The sequence below is a fragment of the Bacillus sp. AFS017336 genome (genome assembly GCF_002555445.1).
In the GTDB taxonomy this organism is placed as follows: Bacteria; Bacillota; Bacilli; order Bacillales; family Bacillaceae_G; genus Gottfriedia.
Genome location: NZ_NUCO01000033.1, coordinates 48,369 through 64,982, shown reverse-complemented (window position 1 = coordinate 64,982; position 16,614 = coordinate 48,369). Strand labels below are relative to the sequence as shown.

Genomic DNA, 16,614 nt, shown 5'->3' with positions numbered 1-16,614 from the left:
AATTTTATTATAGTTTAACTTAGTAATAATAATTAATCTGCTCTTTAATAATTTATTCAGCGATATACTTGATTAATGAACTTACTAAACGACTCATACATTTCTAAAAAATATCGACCATATAGACGATCGAGTTGTTCATCAAATAGATGTGATAGTTGAACAAGAAAAACAAATATCCTTCTGTATAAAGAAGGATATTTGTTTAGTGCTGACGCCGGTTCTCCCTCAAATCTACTATTAAAAATATTTTACCACAAAATTCCAAATTCTTATGAAACTAACCTGCCCATTTTTTAAATAATAGATTTCCTTACTGCCACCAAATAAAAGAAAAAGAGAATTAGCAAATCATCAAAAAAGCACAAAAAAGAGAAGGAACAAATCAATTCCTTCTCTTTTCATAAAACATCAATTTTTCGTAATTGTTAATTGATACTGATCATAGTCAGAAATACCATTAGCTTCTTCTACGCGTATATAGTAGGTTCCTTTTTTCAGCCTAATTTGGCCGACTTCGGGATCGTCATATGTGTAGCGGTTGAATGTGCCTAAATTTTTACCTTTAGAGTCGTAGAAAGTTATCTTACCATTCATTCCAGACATAGGCATTTCAAGGTTGTATGAAACATATCGGTCTTTATCATTTACAAATTTAAAATAATCTTTATCACCATTTGCGACATTTGCGTTTAAATAGCCAAAACCGGTATATGTGTTTTTACCAATATATCTTAATGGTAGTCTGATTGAAGGAATACCATTTGTATATTTAGCTTTAGCATCTTCGTCAGTCCGGTTCAGTGAATAAAAACGGAATATATATTCATGAAGATTTGCAATATCTGGATAAGAATTAGCTATTTCAAAGAAATATCCATGATTCGGTTTAGCTTGGAATGAACTCTTTGTGATGTCGCCGTAATTTTGATAATAGCTTGCTTTCTCACGTTCTGTTCCATCTAATTTTTTATTTCCATTTGTATCTTCATAGACTTTAATGTTTACTGGTAAGTCATTAAATAGACTTGAGTACATCCCCCCTGATTGGGTTGGATCTACTGGTAAAGCCATAAATTCGAATCCTTTTAGAACTGTAGATGTACTAGTATTTTTAAAGTAGAAATAGTCTTCATCAGAAGAACTTGAGAAATTAGCATATTGTATCTCATCATAACTTTTAAGTGTTTTAGCAGCAGCGAACGAATTATTCGGTTCATATTTGTCTTTTGCTATTCCTTCTCCACCTTGAAATGTTAATTGATATGGTTCATCTGATGCACCACCTACTGATGAAACACGGAAATAATACGTTTTGTTACTATCAAGTAAAGCAAACAGATCTTTATTTTTATCTGTATAATCACGATCTTGGAAGGTCGTGTAATAATTAAATGATTTTGTTACATATTCAAAAGCACCTGAGTTCGAATTGTAAACATACGCTTGAGCATCAAACTGTTGATTTTTATTACCATTAATATTTAAATGAATAAACTCATTTTTACTTGGAGTGTACTTATACCAATCTACATCATTGTTATCTTGCATATAAGCCAATGGCCTTTTTCCATATCCTGTGATTGGAATTGCGTTTTTTAGCACTTGTTGAACATCCTCTGGATCCATTCCAGTCGTCACATCATCAATTGGTGTTGAATCATCTAATTGATTTATTAAGCCGTTTGATAAATCAATCTGCTTAAATGTATTGACCAATCCGTCTTCATCAGCTGGTAAGTCTAGTTTTGACATCTTAAATGCTACTTTTTCAAATGAGCCTGGAATAATATATGGAGCATCTGGTTGTTCATCGTATAAAGGTAATGAAAAGACTGTAATTGGAGCACTTGATAGTTCGATAATATAATCTGTGTCCTTCTTTAGTGTAACCGCACCTTTTTCTCCTTCACTTTTCCCGTTATGATCGATTGAAACGAGTGGTAGTGGTTGTTTTGCATTAGATGTGTTTATATATTCATCCCATTTATCTTTTGTATATACAGTGATTGAAGTATTTAGTCCGGGAATTGAACCCATTGATAATAAGATTTTTTCATCCTCAGTTGGTCTGTATGAAATATATCTAGCTCCAGTTTTTCCCTTATTAAATAGAAGGAATGAATCATCATTTAGACTAGTTGCATCAAAAGGTAAGGACGTAACTTCAATTGGATTGCTTTTTGACCCTGTTTCTTCATTAATGTTTAGTTTCTTTTTAATTGATAAACTAAAAGTAGAGCTACCTTTTGAACTATATCTTGAGTTTTTATCCATAACTTCAATGACAAGTGTTCCATCCTTTGGAGCAGTGTAAATGGTCCCTTCAGCAATTCCAGCAAGTACATCATCAATAATTAGTGGCTTAGAAGATGCTTTACTAGTTCCTTCATAGAACCGAAGTGAAAGCTTATCATCATAATTTTTAGCCATTTTTAACGTAAGACCTACATCTTCTCCAGCCTTTAATTTTAATTTATATCGATTAATTTGATGTGGTTTTGTAATTGTTCCTTTATATGAAGCCTCTCCATTTTCAGAAAGCTGAACAGCAGCTGCACCATCTATAATCGCTGAAGCAGATGGCTTTTTATATGAAACTAGTTTTTTCATATCATATTTTAAAGCTTTTACTGGATCGACAAGACCATAACCATAATATATATCATATCCGGATGATCCTTTATCAGTGGCAGTTTCTTCAAGAATTTGTTCTATATCATAAGATGAAAGATTCGGATACTTAGTTTTTAATAGTGATGCGATTCCCGATACAATCGGTGTTGCCATTGATGTACCACTTAAATAATAGTATGTACTACCAATCGTTGGAGCATAAATCGTACTATAAATGAACTCTCCAGGTGCAACTACATCCACACCAGGACCGTATGTTGAAAATGAAGCAAGATGTTTTTCACTATCTGTTGCACCAACGGAAATAACTCCATCGTATGATGCTGGGTAGCTATATTCATTTGTGCCACTATTTCCTGCAGCTGCAACAACAACAACGCCTTTGCTGATTGCATATTGAATTGTATCATCAAGTAACTGACTATACATTGTACCACCAAGGCTCATATTTATTACTTTCGCACCTTTAGAAACAGCATAAAGAATCCCTTCTGAAATCGAATAGTCTGAAGTGTATTCATTCCCATTAAAAACATCTACAGAAAGAATTTTAGCATTAGGATTAATACCATATGCGCCTATTTTATTATCCTTTTTTGCAGCAATAATACCCGCAACATGGGTTCCGTGGAAGTCTCTTACAGCTTGTGTTGCTGGATCAACTACATTATATGAACTAAGCAGTTGACCTGACAAATCAGGATGACTTCTATCTACGCCTTGATCAATTACAGCAACAGTAATTGCTTTTTTAGCAACAAGTTTTTGTGCAGCTGAAATGTTTAGCTGACTTAAATGATACGCCTCATCTTCTTTAGGATTTGCTACACTTGACATTAATTTATATTGAACACTTGGAGAAACTGATTTAATCGTTCCGTATTGATTATAAACACTAAGAGCAGTTGATAATTTTTTACCATTTTTTAATTTAACGATATCATACCCTAGAGACGGAAAAGACTTTACAACACTCATTCCAGCACGATCATGTATCGAATTAGAAACAAAGCTATTATATTTTACAACATATGTAGAATCGCTAATTTGCTCTTTATTTGTAAGGAAAGGCAGTGGAGCATGTTGATTCAAAAATTTTGGTTTACTAGTATTCTTTACTGCAGCGTCAGTTGGGGTATGTGTTAGCATACTTGCTGCTAAAGAAAAAACTGCGCTAAATTTCATTATTTTTTTCAAGAAGAATCCTCATTTCTGTTTTTTTAATAGATTGGTAGAATAATCATTCTAAAAAAGGTAAAAAGATGAAATAGTATTTTATAGAAAAGAAGCTAAAATCTATGTTTAATTTCATTATACCGTTATGTAATTATAGAAATTTGTCATACTATGAAAAAAAGAGAAAAAGAAGAGAAAATTTAAAATATAATGACAAAAGATAACTCTGAATTACATATTGAAACAAACCACTTTCCCTTAGTTAAGTGATCATTTTTAATGTAAACGAAGGATGAAAAGCATCTTTAAATGTAAAATACAATTCTATCATTCTCTTTTTTCCATTTAATACGCATTTATATAATTTATTCACTAAAATAATAATACTATTAATTTGTAACATTAGGGCATTAGTTGCTAACATTAAATAATTTAAATTTAATCTAATTGACTATCTTAAGCTTTTAAGCCAGTTCTTATAGTAATTTCGTTGTTCAAGAATGGTAACAAACTTTAAAGTATCATCACAATCAAAAATATCAACTAAATCCCAAGATAAGGCTTGTTTTCCAAAACTTAATTTATATGCTAAACGTCCACTCCCCATTGATCGTGTCATTGGAGATGGGTATACATTTAAAGCGGATCCATTGCAAAGAATTTGGATGCTCTTTTCTTCCAAATACAGTCTGAGATTTTCTAATGCCTCAAAAAAGCTATCGCCAATATAACTTCTTTCCTGTTGTTCAAAATTAATTTTCAGCATAACCATCTCTTCATCATTTGGTGCTTCTTCAAATAATTCAATTAGAACATCTTCTATTTTGTTTTCTTTCCAAACTAACTTAACAAATTTCTCCTCTTTTAGCGTTGAGAACACCTCATTTATAACTAACTCCAGAATATCTATTAGACTAATTATATCATTCGTTGTACTACTAATCTCTCATTCTTTTTTGTTAATTACTTCATAAATTTTTTTCTATAAACGCTATTTGGTAGGAGAAGGTTGCGAAATATAAACAATCTCGTTTTTATCTAAACGATCTTTATAGTATTTAATCTTTAAATATTGTCCATTATGTCTAATCACCCCACCGTGTGAAGCAGCATTATTATATCCACCAACTGATATCACACCTTCTGAATATTCAAAATAAACACCATTTATAGTAAAATTCTCCATATTCCCACCCTTATATTCGGAATCTGGATGATATTTTTCAACATACCCCTCTACAACTTTAACATTGTTAGTATCAATCAAATGTTTCACATGATAAAAAATATATACTTGATTGATCGTTAGAAAAATGAACATTAATAGGCAGAAAGTACCACCAATCCGACCGAATAACCTTGCAAAATTATAACTCCTAAATCCTGGATTTCCTTTGAACTCACAGCCTGGATGCATTTTCAGATTAATTTTCCAGAAAAAGAAAGAACACAAACCAAATATTAACGTTACGAAACAAGGTAACAACCATAAAAATTCATAATGGTATTGATATAGAATTTTCTCCAAGAACACTCCCCCCAATATCATGAAATATAAATTAGAACCAAAAATATGAAAGTTATATAAATGACAAATTAGATGATGACATTTCATTGGTGCAGTTAATTTTAGCAAAAATTTTATTTTCTGTAATTTGGGGTAATTTTACCTTTTAATCTAGAATTTTATTATATTTTTATTTAACTAATGTTTTGCTCCATAAAAAAAAATCGACTATTTAGCCGATTTTTTTGTTCATTGTCATCCTAACTAACAGTTTTTATTTCTTTTTTATTTAATAAATATAAGACGATCGAAATCACTAGTAAGAGCAACGGAATTCCCTGTACAACTAAAAAACCTTTGCAAAAGTCTAAAATAGTACTATCAGGTGCATCTGTTGCCATCCCACCAATAAATAGGGACAAAGGAATGGCGAATACATTTATCGCTAAACTAATGAAAAAAAAGTATAATTTTTTATTTTTCTTTTCTATTTTTTCTGCTTTTCTAAAAAGATTAACCCCACTTAAAATGAAAATTGCAGGAATACCGTAAAATATTATATATCCAAACATGAAAATACCCACCTTTAAAATATCCTATCGACATAATTTTGCCATGCTTTTGTTAGCTACCGATCGCAATTGATGAGATGCCCAAATGAAATTCATTTGTTGAAATACTCCCGCAATGGAACGAACCTTATGATTTCATAGTTCTTATGTAATACTGGTCTCCTCTCCTTTTACATTCCTTCTAAAAAAGATAATAACTAGTGCAATCGTGGAGACTAAAAGTGATCCAAACGGAAAAACAAGTGGAAAAAATATCGACGGCAAACCTTCTAAAATATCCGAATGATACCCCATGCCCATCAAACTCGTACCTGAATTATTAATCATTTCTACATTATAAGAGGATTCCCCTCGATCATTCGCTTCAAATGTTTCTTCTTTAATCTGCTGAGGCTGATTAATCGTGATAATTTTCCATTTTCGGTCACCATCTAGTACCTCATCTTTTGACAAGCGTTGGACGATTTTGATGCTATTCGTTTTCGTCTCACGATCTTTTACCGTCATAATGCCAATCCAGGAATTGTATCGCACCTCTTCTGATTCTTTATTTCGGTATGTATCAACATTGATTGCATCTGGTTTCGTGATTTCATGCCCATTTACAAAAAGGTGCAATTTTACCACTTCTTTTCGTTTGATGTCATTAATAATATCCGAATCGCTTAATGGTGCGGTTTTCCCAGTATTATCTTCCTTAAATGATATTTTGTTTCCTTTGACAGTAATTGTTGGATTTATTGCTTTCCCATTTTCTTCAAGCGGATAAACATCATTAATTTGATATCGTTTTTCCATCTGATTCCCAATGACTGTTTCACGCACAATGTTAAAGGTTGGAATCGCAGATAGAATAAAGATCATGCTCATGAATATTGTAATCGGTTTCATTTTTTTCATAATGCTCTCCTTTTACCAAACAAATCTTATTTTAATAACAATTACAGTCCAAGCTTAAAATAATTGAGTAAACAATCTAATGTATGTCCCTCACACATAGAATAAGGAGAACTAAAAATGATAATCAATTGATTAATATTTTATACTTTCTTTTTTAAACTAAAATGACATATTGCTGCTACTTTAATGGAATATCAAAATTAATTTTCTATTAAAAAGAAAAATAAAAAAAGAGCTTAAATACCTCTTTTATTAAAAAGATACTTAAAACTCTAATTTTAATATTTACGAAGATCCACCAACAGTCAATGAAACCTCAATTATCTCATTCTCAACTACTTCATTAGAAATTAACTTCAATAAATTTGTAGCGGCTAATGAACCCCAGTCAAAAGTTGAATATGATATGGTACTTAATCTTGGTGATACATATTGCGCTAATTCAATATTATCAAATCCTACGATAAATACATCTTTGCCTACTTGGTAATCTGTATCTTGAAGATAGTTATAGATTCCTACTGCCATCTCATCATTTAAACAAAAGATTGCACTTGGCTCGTTATAATTTGTAAAAATTTGTTTCGCTGCTTGTTCACCAGAATCCTTCATGAAATTTCCAGCGATTTCAATAAACTCAATATCTTGATAGTTAGATAATTCTTCTCTTACACCTTCCATACGTTTTGTTGAATCGTATGAACCTTCTGGACCTGTTAATGCATATACTTTTTTTACATCGTTTTTAAGAAGTTCTTTTATAGCTAATTGTGCACCACTTTTATTATTTATTAAGACACCTTTAATATTTTTGTGTTGTAATTCTCGATCCATCACGACCATTTTATAATTTTTTTCTGCATAATCTAAAAGCTCTTTATCTGAAAACGCCTGATCTAATATAATTCCACCATCTATTACTTTTTCAAGTAATAATCGATGTGATTGTACGCCAGAACATGCTATTAATTCATAGCCTTTATCGTTTAATGCTTGTCTCATTCCTCTTAATAATGGCCCGTAAAAATATCCACCATAATCAGCTAAAAATACCCCAATAATTTTTGTTTCTTTAACCTTTAACATTCTTGCAGCTGCATTTGGAACATATCCTAATCTATTTGCAATCTTTAAAATTCTGCTTCGTGTTTCTTCAGTTACCTTTGGGCTACCATTTAACGCATATGATACTGTTGAAATGGAAACTCCAGCTTCTTTGGCAATATCTTTTATTCCTGCCATCCCATATCCTCCATTCTATTGATACCAAAAAGCAAATTTCGTCTTTATTGTTTCGTTTATTACGATTCATTTAAATATTGTTTAAATTATAATGCTTAAATTAATATTATCAAAATTAAGTAAACTTTTCCTACTTTTTTTTCATTCTTTTTACCTATCCTTTGAATGGGTTATTTTTACTCACAAAAGGTGAGCACAGAAGTATTTTTGACTTCTTTTGCCCACCTTTTAATTCACTTTAGCTTGTCTATTTAGTTATTATGGAGTAACTAATTTGCTATTTTTCCAGCCCAACATTTTTGATCCTTTTTTTATGTATTCGTTTTTTAAGTATAAATCCCAAATTAATCCGGTTTCATAGTTTTCAATCATTAGTAATGTTGCACCTTTATCAATACCAATTACTCTGTCCGACACCCAATTTGAAGCGACATCGCGATTATATGAATCTAGAAAACCATATTTACTCCATAATTCAGGTACATTTTCATAGAAATAATTTAAAGCATTAATTGATTCTTTAGGTGTAAAGACAATAGATCCAGCAGCGGCTGCAGGTGCAATCGTACCATCATTCATAAATTCGTCACAGTTTGGATGAAATGGTCCAGCTCCATATGCTTTATATCCGTGTGGACCATCACATGCCGTTAATCCCCATGCATGTTCACTGTCTGCAAAGGTTTTAAAACCTTGGGCATTATCATTACAATATTGTTTTGCCGCTAAAGATGCTTTTACAGAGTTATCAAACCAATTGATCCCATCTTCATCAACAATATTTTCAAAATTAAACCAAGCATGTGAATATTGATGTGTAAATAACGCTCCTCCAGGTGAATGATAAAATTCATTCTCACCATATTTTACTAAATCTCTTCTAAATCCTTTGTAGATTTCCTTTGGAACTGGGTGAGTCGGAGAAGCAACTCCAAATATGTATTGCATTAACTGCTCCGCATACATATCCCAGTGACCAAATCCACCTGTTTCAGGATGATACCCCATAAAATACATATTATGTTCTTGATCATAATACTTTTGCCAATTGACACGTTTAAAGATTAATTCAAAAACAATTTTAATTTCTCCACCAAAGTATTCTGCAGATGTTACTGCACCATTCAGAAAAAGAGATGTATCAATAATTGATGCACAATCATAAAATGCTTCAAACTTTTTTGCCGTTTCCATATGAAGGAAGTGAAAGAAAAATCCTTCAGATTCCTCTACGTTATTTAAAAATGTATTTAATGTACCTAACGTTCTTTCATACCCTTCTTCGTATGAAATCCACTTCTTTTCAATCCCGATAATGATGGCACTTAGCCCAAAACCAACGGAGGCGATGCTAGCCATATCTCTATTTGATTCAGCTGTGTTATCACGAACTAAACCATATCCTGGACTGTTTTTATCAGTATTAGCTTCGTTCCAGAAAAAATCAAAACATCCTTTAGCTTCCAAGTCTAAAATTCTTTTATCCATTTTCTACACCTCTAAATCTGATTTTTTATTAAAACACTAAAATAGTGTTAAATCCAATTAAGCTGTTTAAATTCTTATTCACCTGTTATACCTGAGCGATCAACACTTTCAACAAACCATCTTTGTGTAATAAAGTAGATAACTAGTAAAGGAATTATAGTAAGCAATGTACCTGCTAATTCAATTCCTTCATTAATACTTGTGCCACTTGCTCCACCTTGAGCAGGGAATAATTTGCTGTAAGTCGCTACGAACTTTTGTAGCTGAAGTGGTAAAGTTGATAAATTTTCACCGAAATAGATTGATGCTAAGTAAGTTTCGTTCCAATACCATACAAGTGAAAATAAAAACGAAATAATATAGCCAGCGGATGCCATTGGTACAGCAATCTTAAAGAAAATCTTGAAATGTCCCGCTCCATCAAGTTGAGCAGCTTCTTCTAATGATGTAGGAATCGATCTAAATATTTGATAAAAAATCAAAATAAAAATCGCGCTATTTAAACCTTGACCAAATATTGCTGGTAATACATAGGCAGAAATACTATCTAAAATATGAATTTTATTAAACAAAATATATCTTGGTATGACGGTAACCTGTGGCGGAATTACAAAAGTTGCAAGAACTAAAATAAATAAAATATTTTTACCTTTAAATTGAAATCTAGCAAATCCATAACCGATTATTGAAGCAACAAATGCTTGTAAAACTGACGGCAATACAGTTACATAGATAGTTTGTAGTAATATTGGCCAATAATCTAATACATCTAATGCTCGCTTATAGTTATCTGTATACAACTTTGTTGGGATCCAGTTCACTAGCGAATTTAGTAGATCATTAATATCCTTAAAGCTATACGAAAGCATATATAATATAGGGTATAAGAATACAAAACCTATTCCGATCAACAAAGCATACATTAGAATTTTTACAAGTAATCCATCATTCCCCTGCATGCCTAGTAAGATTCTTCTTACTTTCGGTGCAATGTCCTTTTTAAGTCGTTGACTCACTTTACTCCCCCCTATATTATTTTTTTCTTTCAAGTAAAACCACAGTCCATACCATAATTAATAGAATAATAGTGATGATCACGAAATAAACCCAAGAAAGTGCTGAAGCATATCCAAATCCAGTTTCAATTTTAAACATGTTTTTCTTAATAAGGTCTATAATCGGATTCATTGTGGAAATAGAATACATAACGGTCGTATAGATAATATTTACTAGAATCATAGGAAATAAAGTTGGCAACGTAATTTTCCAAAAGATTTCCCATGTAGATGCACCATCAATTTTTGCAGCTTCATATATTTGCGTATCAACTTTTTGGAGGGCTGCAATAAAAATTAAAATTTGAACGCCGGTAAACCACAATAACAAAACCATATTATCCATAATGTATAAAAATAAATTACTAAAAAAATTAGGATTTGCAGCAGCTATTTTATAAAAAGCATATTGTTTTATTTCAGGAATTGCAGTTACTCCTTGCTCTGTTAACTTAGTCAATACAGCACCACTACTAATAATAACTGGCAAGAAAAAGATTGTTCGAAAGAATCCCCGAAATTTAATCGGTTGATTTAATAGAATCGCGATTATTAAAGCTATAATTACTATGATTGGAACTGACACAACAACATGTGCTGCAAAGTCCCCTATTTGCTTTAAAAACTCTACGTCAGTTGTAAATGCATCCTGGTAGTTTGACCATTTAGCAAATTTTGTTTGAATACCATCAGTTGTAATAATGACATGAAAGAAACTTAAATAGAGTGAATAGAAAATTGGATAGGCTGTAAAAACAGCAAAGCCAATCACCCATGGCAAAATAAAGACGTAGCCTACTGTCTTTTTGTTGTTAAATTTTGAGAAAATGTTATTCATTGCTAAATTCCCCCTTCATTACAGCAAAATCTTTTGCTGCAACTGTAAGGCCACCATTTTTATAAGGAGTATTTGTATAATTAATGATAAAACTTATATTATTTGAATAAGTAACTTTTACGACACCTTCACTCAAAACATCTCTACTTACAATTGAATCGTCTTTTACTAGCTTCAAACTTTTTTGAATAACATCATATTGTTTAATAACTTCTTTTTTCCAAGCTTTAAATTCTGAAGTATATAAATCTCTTGAAGGTGTTTCAGAAAGTAAATACGATTTTTTTTCAGTTAAGTAAAAAGATGGATATGCACCATAATCGATTAATTTCAAAAGCTCTTCTTCTTGATTTGACCAAAAATTAGAAAACGGAGCATAGTAGTCAACATATCCTTTTAATAGGATTTGCAAAAATGGAACTGTATCTGAAACGTACAAGTAGTTTGATGATCCCATTGGAATATCCAAATATTTATCTGTCATACCCCAAGCATAAGCATTTGGTTCATAAAGTGCCGTCTTATCTACATCACCACTATTTAAAACATTAAGAACCTTTTTTATCGATTTTTTACTTTTTTCTCGTGTTGATGTGTGGCGATCATTAAATGCTGAATATAGTTCGTTTCCTACCCCATCAACAGCCAAGTTTTCCATACCATATTTCTTGTATTTCTTTTTATCTTTTTTTGCATAGTCAATCGATTTTTCAGGATGTAAATAATAGTAGTTATATCCATTCTCGACGCCCATGATTGCTTTTGTATTTACTTGTTTAGCTATATTACTAGCACCAAATAGACTTGATGAGCCTTCATATGCTTTCGTGTAATCTGTATAAAAGAATAAAGGGATATCCTTTTTCTTTAGCTCTTTAACAGTATCTTTTACATCGCTTTTACTACCGAGTTTTCGTTCAAATGGAAACTTTTTTGGAAATGTGCCAGTCAGTCCGTTTTTATTCCAGCCTTTATAGACGATAAAAAAATCATCTACTCCCTTTTTCTCTAGCTCATTTACGTATTTTGGAAGCTTGCTAATTGGAGTCATTGATACAACTGAATCCCAAAATAATCCTTCTTTTTTCTCACCGCCCAAAAATTCTAAGCGTAGCATTGGATGATTAGATGACTTGTCTTTTAAAATCCCTGTTTTTATTAGGTAAGATTGACAACTTTTAGCCATCCCTACATAATTAGCATTTTTATGATCTAGTATTTTATAATGTAATTTAATATCGAATTTGTTCCGCTTCTTTTGGATTAAATCCATTGCTTTACCACTTTTTTGATTTTTACTAGTCGGTTGCTTATAAGCATAACGGTATGTGAAATGGGAAGTAACCCAATTAAACTCAGTAGATAGACCTGCTTTATACGCATCAATTCTCGCATAGTTATCTCCTTTTTCGATAATTCCGAGTAAAGCATTTTGATTATCCCCATGAACAACTCCAAATACCGGTATGCTTGCTTTATAACTTTCATTTGTATCTTCTGATGGAATCGTTGAAGTGATTCCCTTGTCTTCACCATATATAGTTGCACTATAAGGTGACTCCATTTTTACGCCGCTCTTTTCATATCGTATTAACGCTCCGGATCCATCTGGTATAAACATATAACCAGGAATGTCATCTTCTTTTGAAGCTCCCAAAAACGGATAGACATTTGCCGAAACAATTTTCACTTTACCCATTTCGATAATATTTGTTTCAGGTATAGTAACTACAATATCATTCTCAGTTAACTGTACTGAAAGTTTCATTTTTATTTTCGCTTGTCTAAAAGATATATTTGCATCAAACCCGTCTGCTTTCTTTTTAAGGTTTATATTTGCAGAATTGGTTGTAATACTTTCTTTTCTTAGCTTGCCTTGCATATTTAAGTATTCAATCGTTATGGCAGATTCCACAAATTGTTTCCAAGTACTATTTAACTTGTAATTTTCCATGTGATCGAGTGTAGAACTCCATACATAACCGTTCGATTTATTCTTAACTTTAATCGCTAGAGATTCACTATTAACATATAATGCTAGTTTTTCATTTTCCGCTATCTTTTCAAAACCAGTTAATGAATCATTGAAACTTTTAATATTATTTTTATGTACTTCCATTTGTGTAAACTGATTGGAGGTAAACTTCTGCGTATTTTCGTTGACAGAATTAATTAGGTCATTATTTTTTTCGGCATATACATTTGGTTGTATTGATAACAGTAACAATGAACCACACAGTATAATTTTCTTATACACGAATCATTACCTCCTGGATTACTGAATAAACGAAATCGATCACTTGATTTAATAAAATATAAAGAACAAATAGAACAACAATTGTAATGACACAACTAAATAATGTGAGTAGGATATTCTTTATTGTTTCTCCTATTGTAAAATTATGGATTTCTTTGATCATGATAAACAAAATTATAAGTGACCAACCAATCATAATTTGAGTTGTAAATGTAAAGAGGAAAGATTCATTTATTGTTATAATTCTTGATAGTAGTGTAACTGGAATACTAAACACTAAATACGGAGCAAGTGAATAGATTGTCCCGATATAGACATTTTTAAAGCTACCTTCACCATCATTAATCGTACTAATTAAATAGTTCATAATGACGAATAGCGCCAGTGCACCGAAAAAAATCGAGATGATTAAAAATAAACTAAAGCGTTCTAATAGTTCGGTGTTGAAAATGAAACCAGTAAATTTAAGTGAAATTAAATATTCAATGAAGAATAGTAAATAAAAAATTGTAGCTGAAAATACAGAAGCTTTTTTCAATTTTTTAATTTCATAAAAGGTGTCGATAGGATGTCTAAATAGTTTAAATAGAAGGAATAATTCACTTACAAGTTTGATATTTTTAAAACTATTAAATGCAATTTTAATCCCTTTAAAATAGTCTTTTTTGCGATTTAAATATCGAACTATGTAATATACGAAAATACCTAAAATGACAAAGGTTAATACTGTACCGGTATGTTTCTCCATAAGTTTATGGCGAATCTCCCAGAATGACTGTGAATATCCTTCTTTATTTTTTGCTAATTTAAACTCGTTTAACGATTCCTTATACTCTTGTTGTTTATAATAAGCTTGTCCCATCGCAATATGTGCTAATGAAAATGATGAATTTAATTGAAGTACATCTTGCCAATACTTTTGACTTTTCACATATAGACCTTCTTCAAAGTAAGATAAGCCTTGGTGTAACTTATTAGTAAATTCGGTAGGTTCAAATATGTGAATGATTCCTTGCTCGGCATCTGCAACATATAGATCCCCTTTTGTATCAACACTAATTCCTGATGGTTGCTTAAAAATCCCTTGACGTTGTGCGTTTGATTCCTTGCTTCCGAATTTAAATAATAAGTTCCCTGTGCTGTCATATTCGTAAACATAACCATTTGAACTCAGGACATAAAAATTGCCTTGATTGCCTACCACTATATCAATTGCAGAACTTGATGCATAAACTCCATCAGTAAGCATATTTGAACCTGCTACATTTAGCTTTTTTATGGCTTCACTATCTAAACCATTTGTAACGGTATAAACAATTCCTCTTTGATCAATGTCAATACCGGTAGAAGCAATTGGTACATTCATAAAGCCTTTTCTTACACCAGTTTTAGACATAATGTAATTTTTAAAAGTTTGATAAAAAGAAGTGGAAGCCCTATTTGCGCCAAAATAGCCTAGAAATTCGCCGTCTTTATTAAGCTGAATAATCCCATTGGCAGCTCCTTCGCCAATAATATACATATTGCCTCTAACATCCACAGATAATTTTAGTGGTTTAAAAGGTTGACCTTTTCCAAATAGCGGTGAATCAGGTTTTCCATACTCTGCATGTAATTTACCGTCTGAAGAAAAACAATAAACCTTTTCTTTAATTACATCGGCAACATAAAGTTTATTGCCAACTCCAACTGAAATACCAACAGGCTTCTCTAAGATCCCTTTTCCAATCGTTCTAATTAATTTTCCATATTTGTTAAATACAATAATCTCTTTACTTCCAGAATCTGCAACATATATATTGTCATTTAGATCAATAAATAGATTCTCTGGTTTAATCATTTGATCATTCGAAAGGATTCCAACAGCCTCATACGCAGTTTGTGTTTTAATTTCTTCTCCATCAATCGAGATTGTATATGTTTTATAGGCATCAGCTGCATAAGTATCTGCTGGAAACATCATGATCATCGCTATCATAATTAATAGTAATTTAAAAAGATTTTTATAATTTTTCATTTACTATCTCGCTCCTAGCATTTACTTAATACCTGAATGAGCCATCGTATCCATTACTTGTTTTTGCATAAATATAAAAATAACTAAATTAGGAATAAACATGATTAATGATGCTGCTGCAGTTAAACCTGTTCCGGCAACTGTATTCCCACTAGCAGTTGATAACGAACTCATATAAAATGCAAATGTTTTAATTCCTTCATTATTTACATATAGATCTGACGTTTCAATGTTATTCCACACTACTTGGAATGCTAAAATTGCAACGGTTGCTAATGCGGGTTTAATGTTAGGAATAATAATACGAAAAAATATTTGCAAATCCGATGCACCGTCCATCCTTGCTGCTTCAAGTAATTCATTAGGAATTTGATCGATAAATTGCTTTACAAGAAACAATCCTACTGGAAGAGCAAGTAATGGTAGAATATGAACCGTAAAAGTATTAATTAAATGTAATTTTTCAATAATAATATATCGAGGTATCGCGACTGCCGCTGGAACAAACATTAGAGCTAATGTATTAACCTCGAAAATTGTATTTTTCAGCTTGAATTGTTTCTTTGACAATGCATATCCAGCCATAGCGCTTATTAGAATAATTAGCACTACAACTACGATTGTTACGACAATACTATTAAATAAGTATCTTGTAATTGGTGTTCCACCTACATTTCCACTATCTAATAAATTAAGGAAGTTTTGCATTGTTGGCTTTTGTACAAAAAAACGTGGTGGAAAAGCAAATAACTCATCGATTGGTTTAAACGCATGATTAACTATATAAACGATTGGTGAACCCATTAAAATTGCCATCGGAATTAAAATGAGATAAAACTTTATTTGACTTTTATGAAATTTCTTAGGATTGATTTGTGTCCCTTGAAAAGAAGCCATCTGATCCCTCCTTATCTACGTAGTTTAA

12 protein-coding genes are annotated in these 16,614 nt (G+C 31.6%); all 12 read right to left on the bottom strand.

Going from position 1 to position 16,614, the window contains the following annotated elements; genetic code table 11:
• Nucleotides 1–411: 411 nt before the first annotated feature.
• Entirely contained in the window at nt 412–3,834 is a 3,423-nt protein-coding gene (locus CN601_RS18965; protein ID WP_098171954.1) for a S8 family peptidase, read from the bottom strand.
• Nucleotides 3,835–4,264: 430 nt separating this feature from the next.
• Nucleotides 4,265–4,693, bottom strand: coding sequence for a hypothetical protein (locus tag CN601_RS26580; protein WP_142317370.1), 429 nt, complete (start codon nt 4,691–4,693; stop codon nt 4,265–4,267).
• 111 nt (nt 4,694–4,804) lie between these two features.
• The gene (locus CN601_RS18955) at nt 4,805–5,341 is read right to left on the bottom strand and encodes a hypothetical protein (protein WP_098118446.1); all 537 of its coding nucleotides are present in this window, start codon (nt 5,339–5,341) and stop codon (nt 4,805–4,807) included.
• A gap of 239 nt (nt 5,342–5,580) precedes the next feature.
• Nucleotides 5,581–5,892 carry a hypothetical protein gene (locus tag CN601_RS18950; protein WP_098118447.1) on the bottom strand — a complete coding sequence of 104 codons (312 nt, stop codon included), beginning with the start codon at nt 5,890–5,892 and terminating at the stop codon, nt 5,581–5,583.
• A gap of 144 nt (nt 5,893–6,036) precedes the next feature.
• Nucleotides 6,037–6,792 (bottom strand): hypothetical protein, encoded by a 756-nt coding sequence (locus CN601_RS18945; protein WP_098171953.1) that lies wholly within the window; start codon nt 6,790–6,792, stop codon nt 6,037–6,039.
• Between the two features lie 285 nt (nt 6,793–7,077).
• Nucleotides 7,078–8,034, bottom strand: coding sequence for a LacI family DNA-binding transcriptional regulator (locus tag CN601_RS18940; RefSeq protein ID WP_098118449.1), 957 nt, complete (start codon nt 8,032–8,034; stop codon nt 7,078–7,080).
• Nucleotides 8,035–8,292: 258 nt separating this feature from the next.
• Nucleotides 8,293–9,522, bottom strand: coding sequence for a glucoamylase family protein (locus tag CN601_RS18935; protein WP_098171952.1), 1,230 nt, complete (start codon nt 9,520–9,522; stop codon nt 8,293–8,295).
• Between the two features lie 74 nt (nt 9,523–9,596).
• Nucleotides 9,597–10,538: a carbohydrate ABC transporter permease gene (locus CN601_RS18930; protein WP_257131749.1), complete on the bottom strand. Its 942-nt coding sequence runs from the start codon at nt 10,536–10,538 to the stop codon at nt 9,597–9,599.
• 16 nt (nt 10,539–10,554) lie between these two features.
• Nucleotides 10,555–11,415, bottom strand: coding sequence for a carbohydrate ABC transporter permease (locus tag CN601_RS18925; protein WP_098171951.1), 861 nt, complete (start codon nt 11,413–11,415; stop codon nt 10,555–10,557).
• Entirely contained in the window at nt 11,408–13,672 is a 2,265-nt protein-coding gene (locus CN601_RS18920) for a DUF5696 domain-containing protein (RefSeq protein ID WP_098171950.1), read from the bottom strand. The genes CN601_RS18925 and CN601_RS18920 overlap by 8 nt, the downstream gene beginning before the upstream one ends.
• On the bottom strand, nt 13,665–15,689 hold the full coding sequence (locus CN601_RS18915) for a YIP1 family protein (RefSeq protein WP_098171949.1): 2,025 nt from the start codon (nt 15,687–15,689) through the stop codon (nt 13,665–13,667). The genes CN601_RS18920 and CN601_RS18915 overlap by 8 nt, the downstream gene beginning before the upstream one ends.
• Nucleotides 15,690–15,710: 21 nt before the next feature.
• Nucleotides 15,711–16,586, bottom strand: a complete 876-nt coding sequence (locus CN601_RS18910; RefSeq protein WP_098171948.1) for a carbohydrate ABC transporter permease — start codon at nt 16,584–16,586, stop codon at nt 15,711–15,713.
• Nucleotides 16,587–16,614: the final 28 nt, after the last annotated feature.

Bases quoted from the DNA above. Each gene is read 5' to 3' on its own strand.
- CN601_RS18950 (WP_098118447.1), bottom strand. From the start codon at position 5,892: ATGTTTGGATATATAATATTTTACGGTATTCCTGCAATTTTCATTTTA.
- CN601_RS18945 (WP_098171953.1), bottom strand. From the start codon at position 6,792: ATGAAAAAAATGAAACCGATTACAATATTCATGAGCATGATCTTTATT.
- CN601_RS18940 (WP_098118449.1), bottom strand. From the start codon at position 8,034: ATGGCAGGAATAAAAGATATTGCCAAAGAAGCTGGAGTTTCCATTTCA.
- CN601_RS18935 (WP_098171952.1), bottom strand. From the start codon at position 9,522: ATGGATAAAAGAATTTTAGACTTGGAAGCTAAAGGATGTTTTGATTTT.
- CN601_RS18925 (WP_098171951.1), bottom strand. From the start codon at position 11,415: ATGAATAACATTTTCTCAAAATTTAACAACAAAAAGACAGTAGGCTAC.
- CN601_RS18915 (WP_098171949.1), bottom strand. From the start codon at position 15,689: ATGAAAAATTATAAAAATCTTTTTAAATTACTATTAATTATGATAGCG.
- CN601_RS18910 (WP_098171948.1), bottom strand. From the start codon at position 16,586: ATGGCTTCTTTTCAAGGGACACAAATCAATCCTAAGAAATTTCATAAA.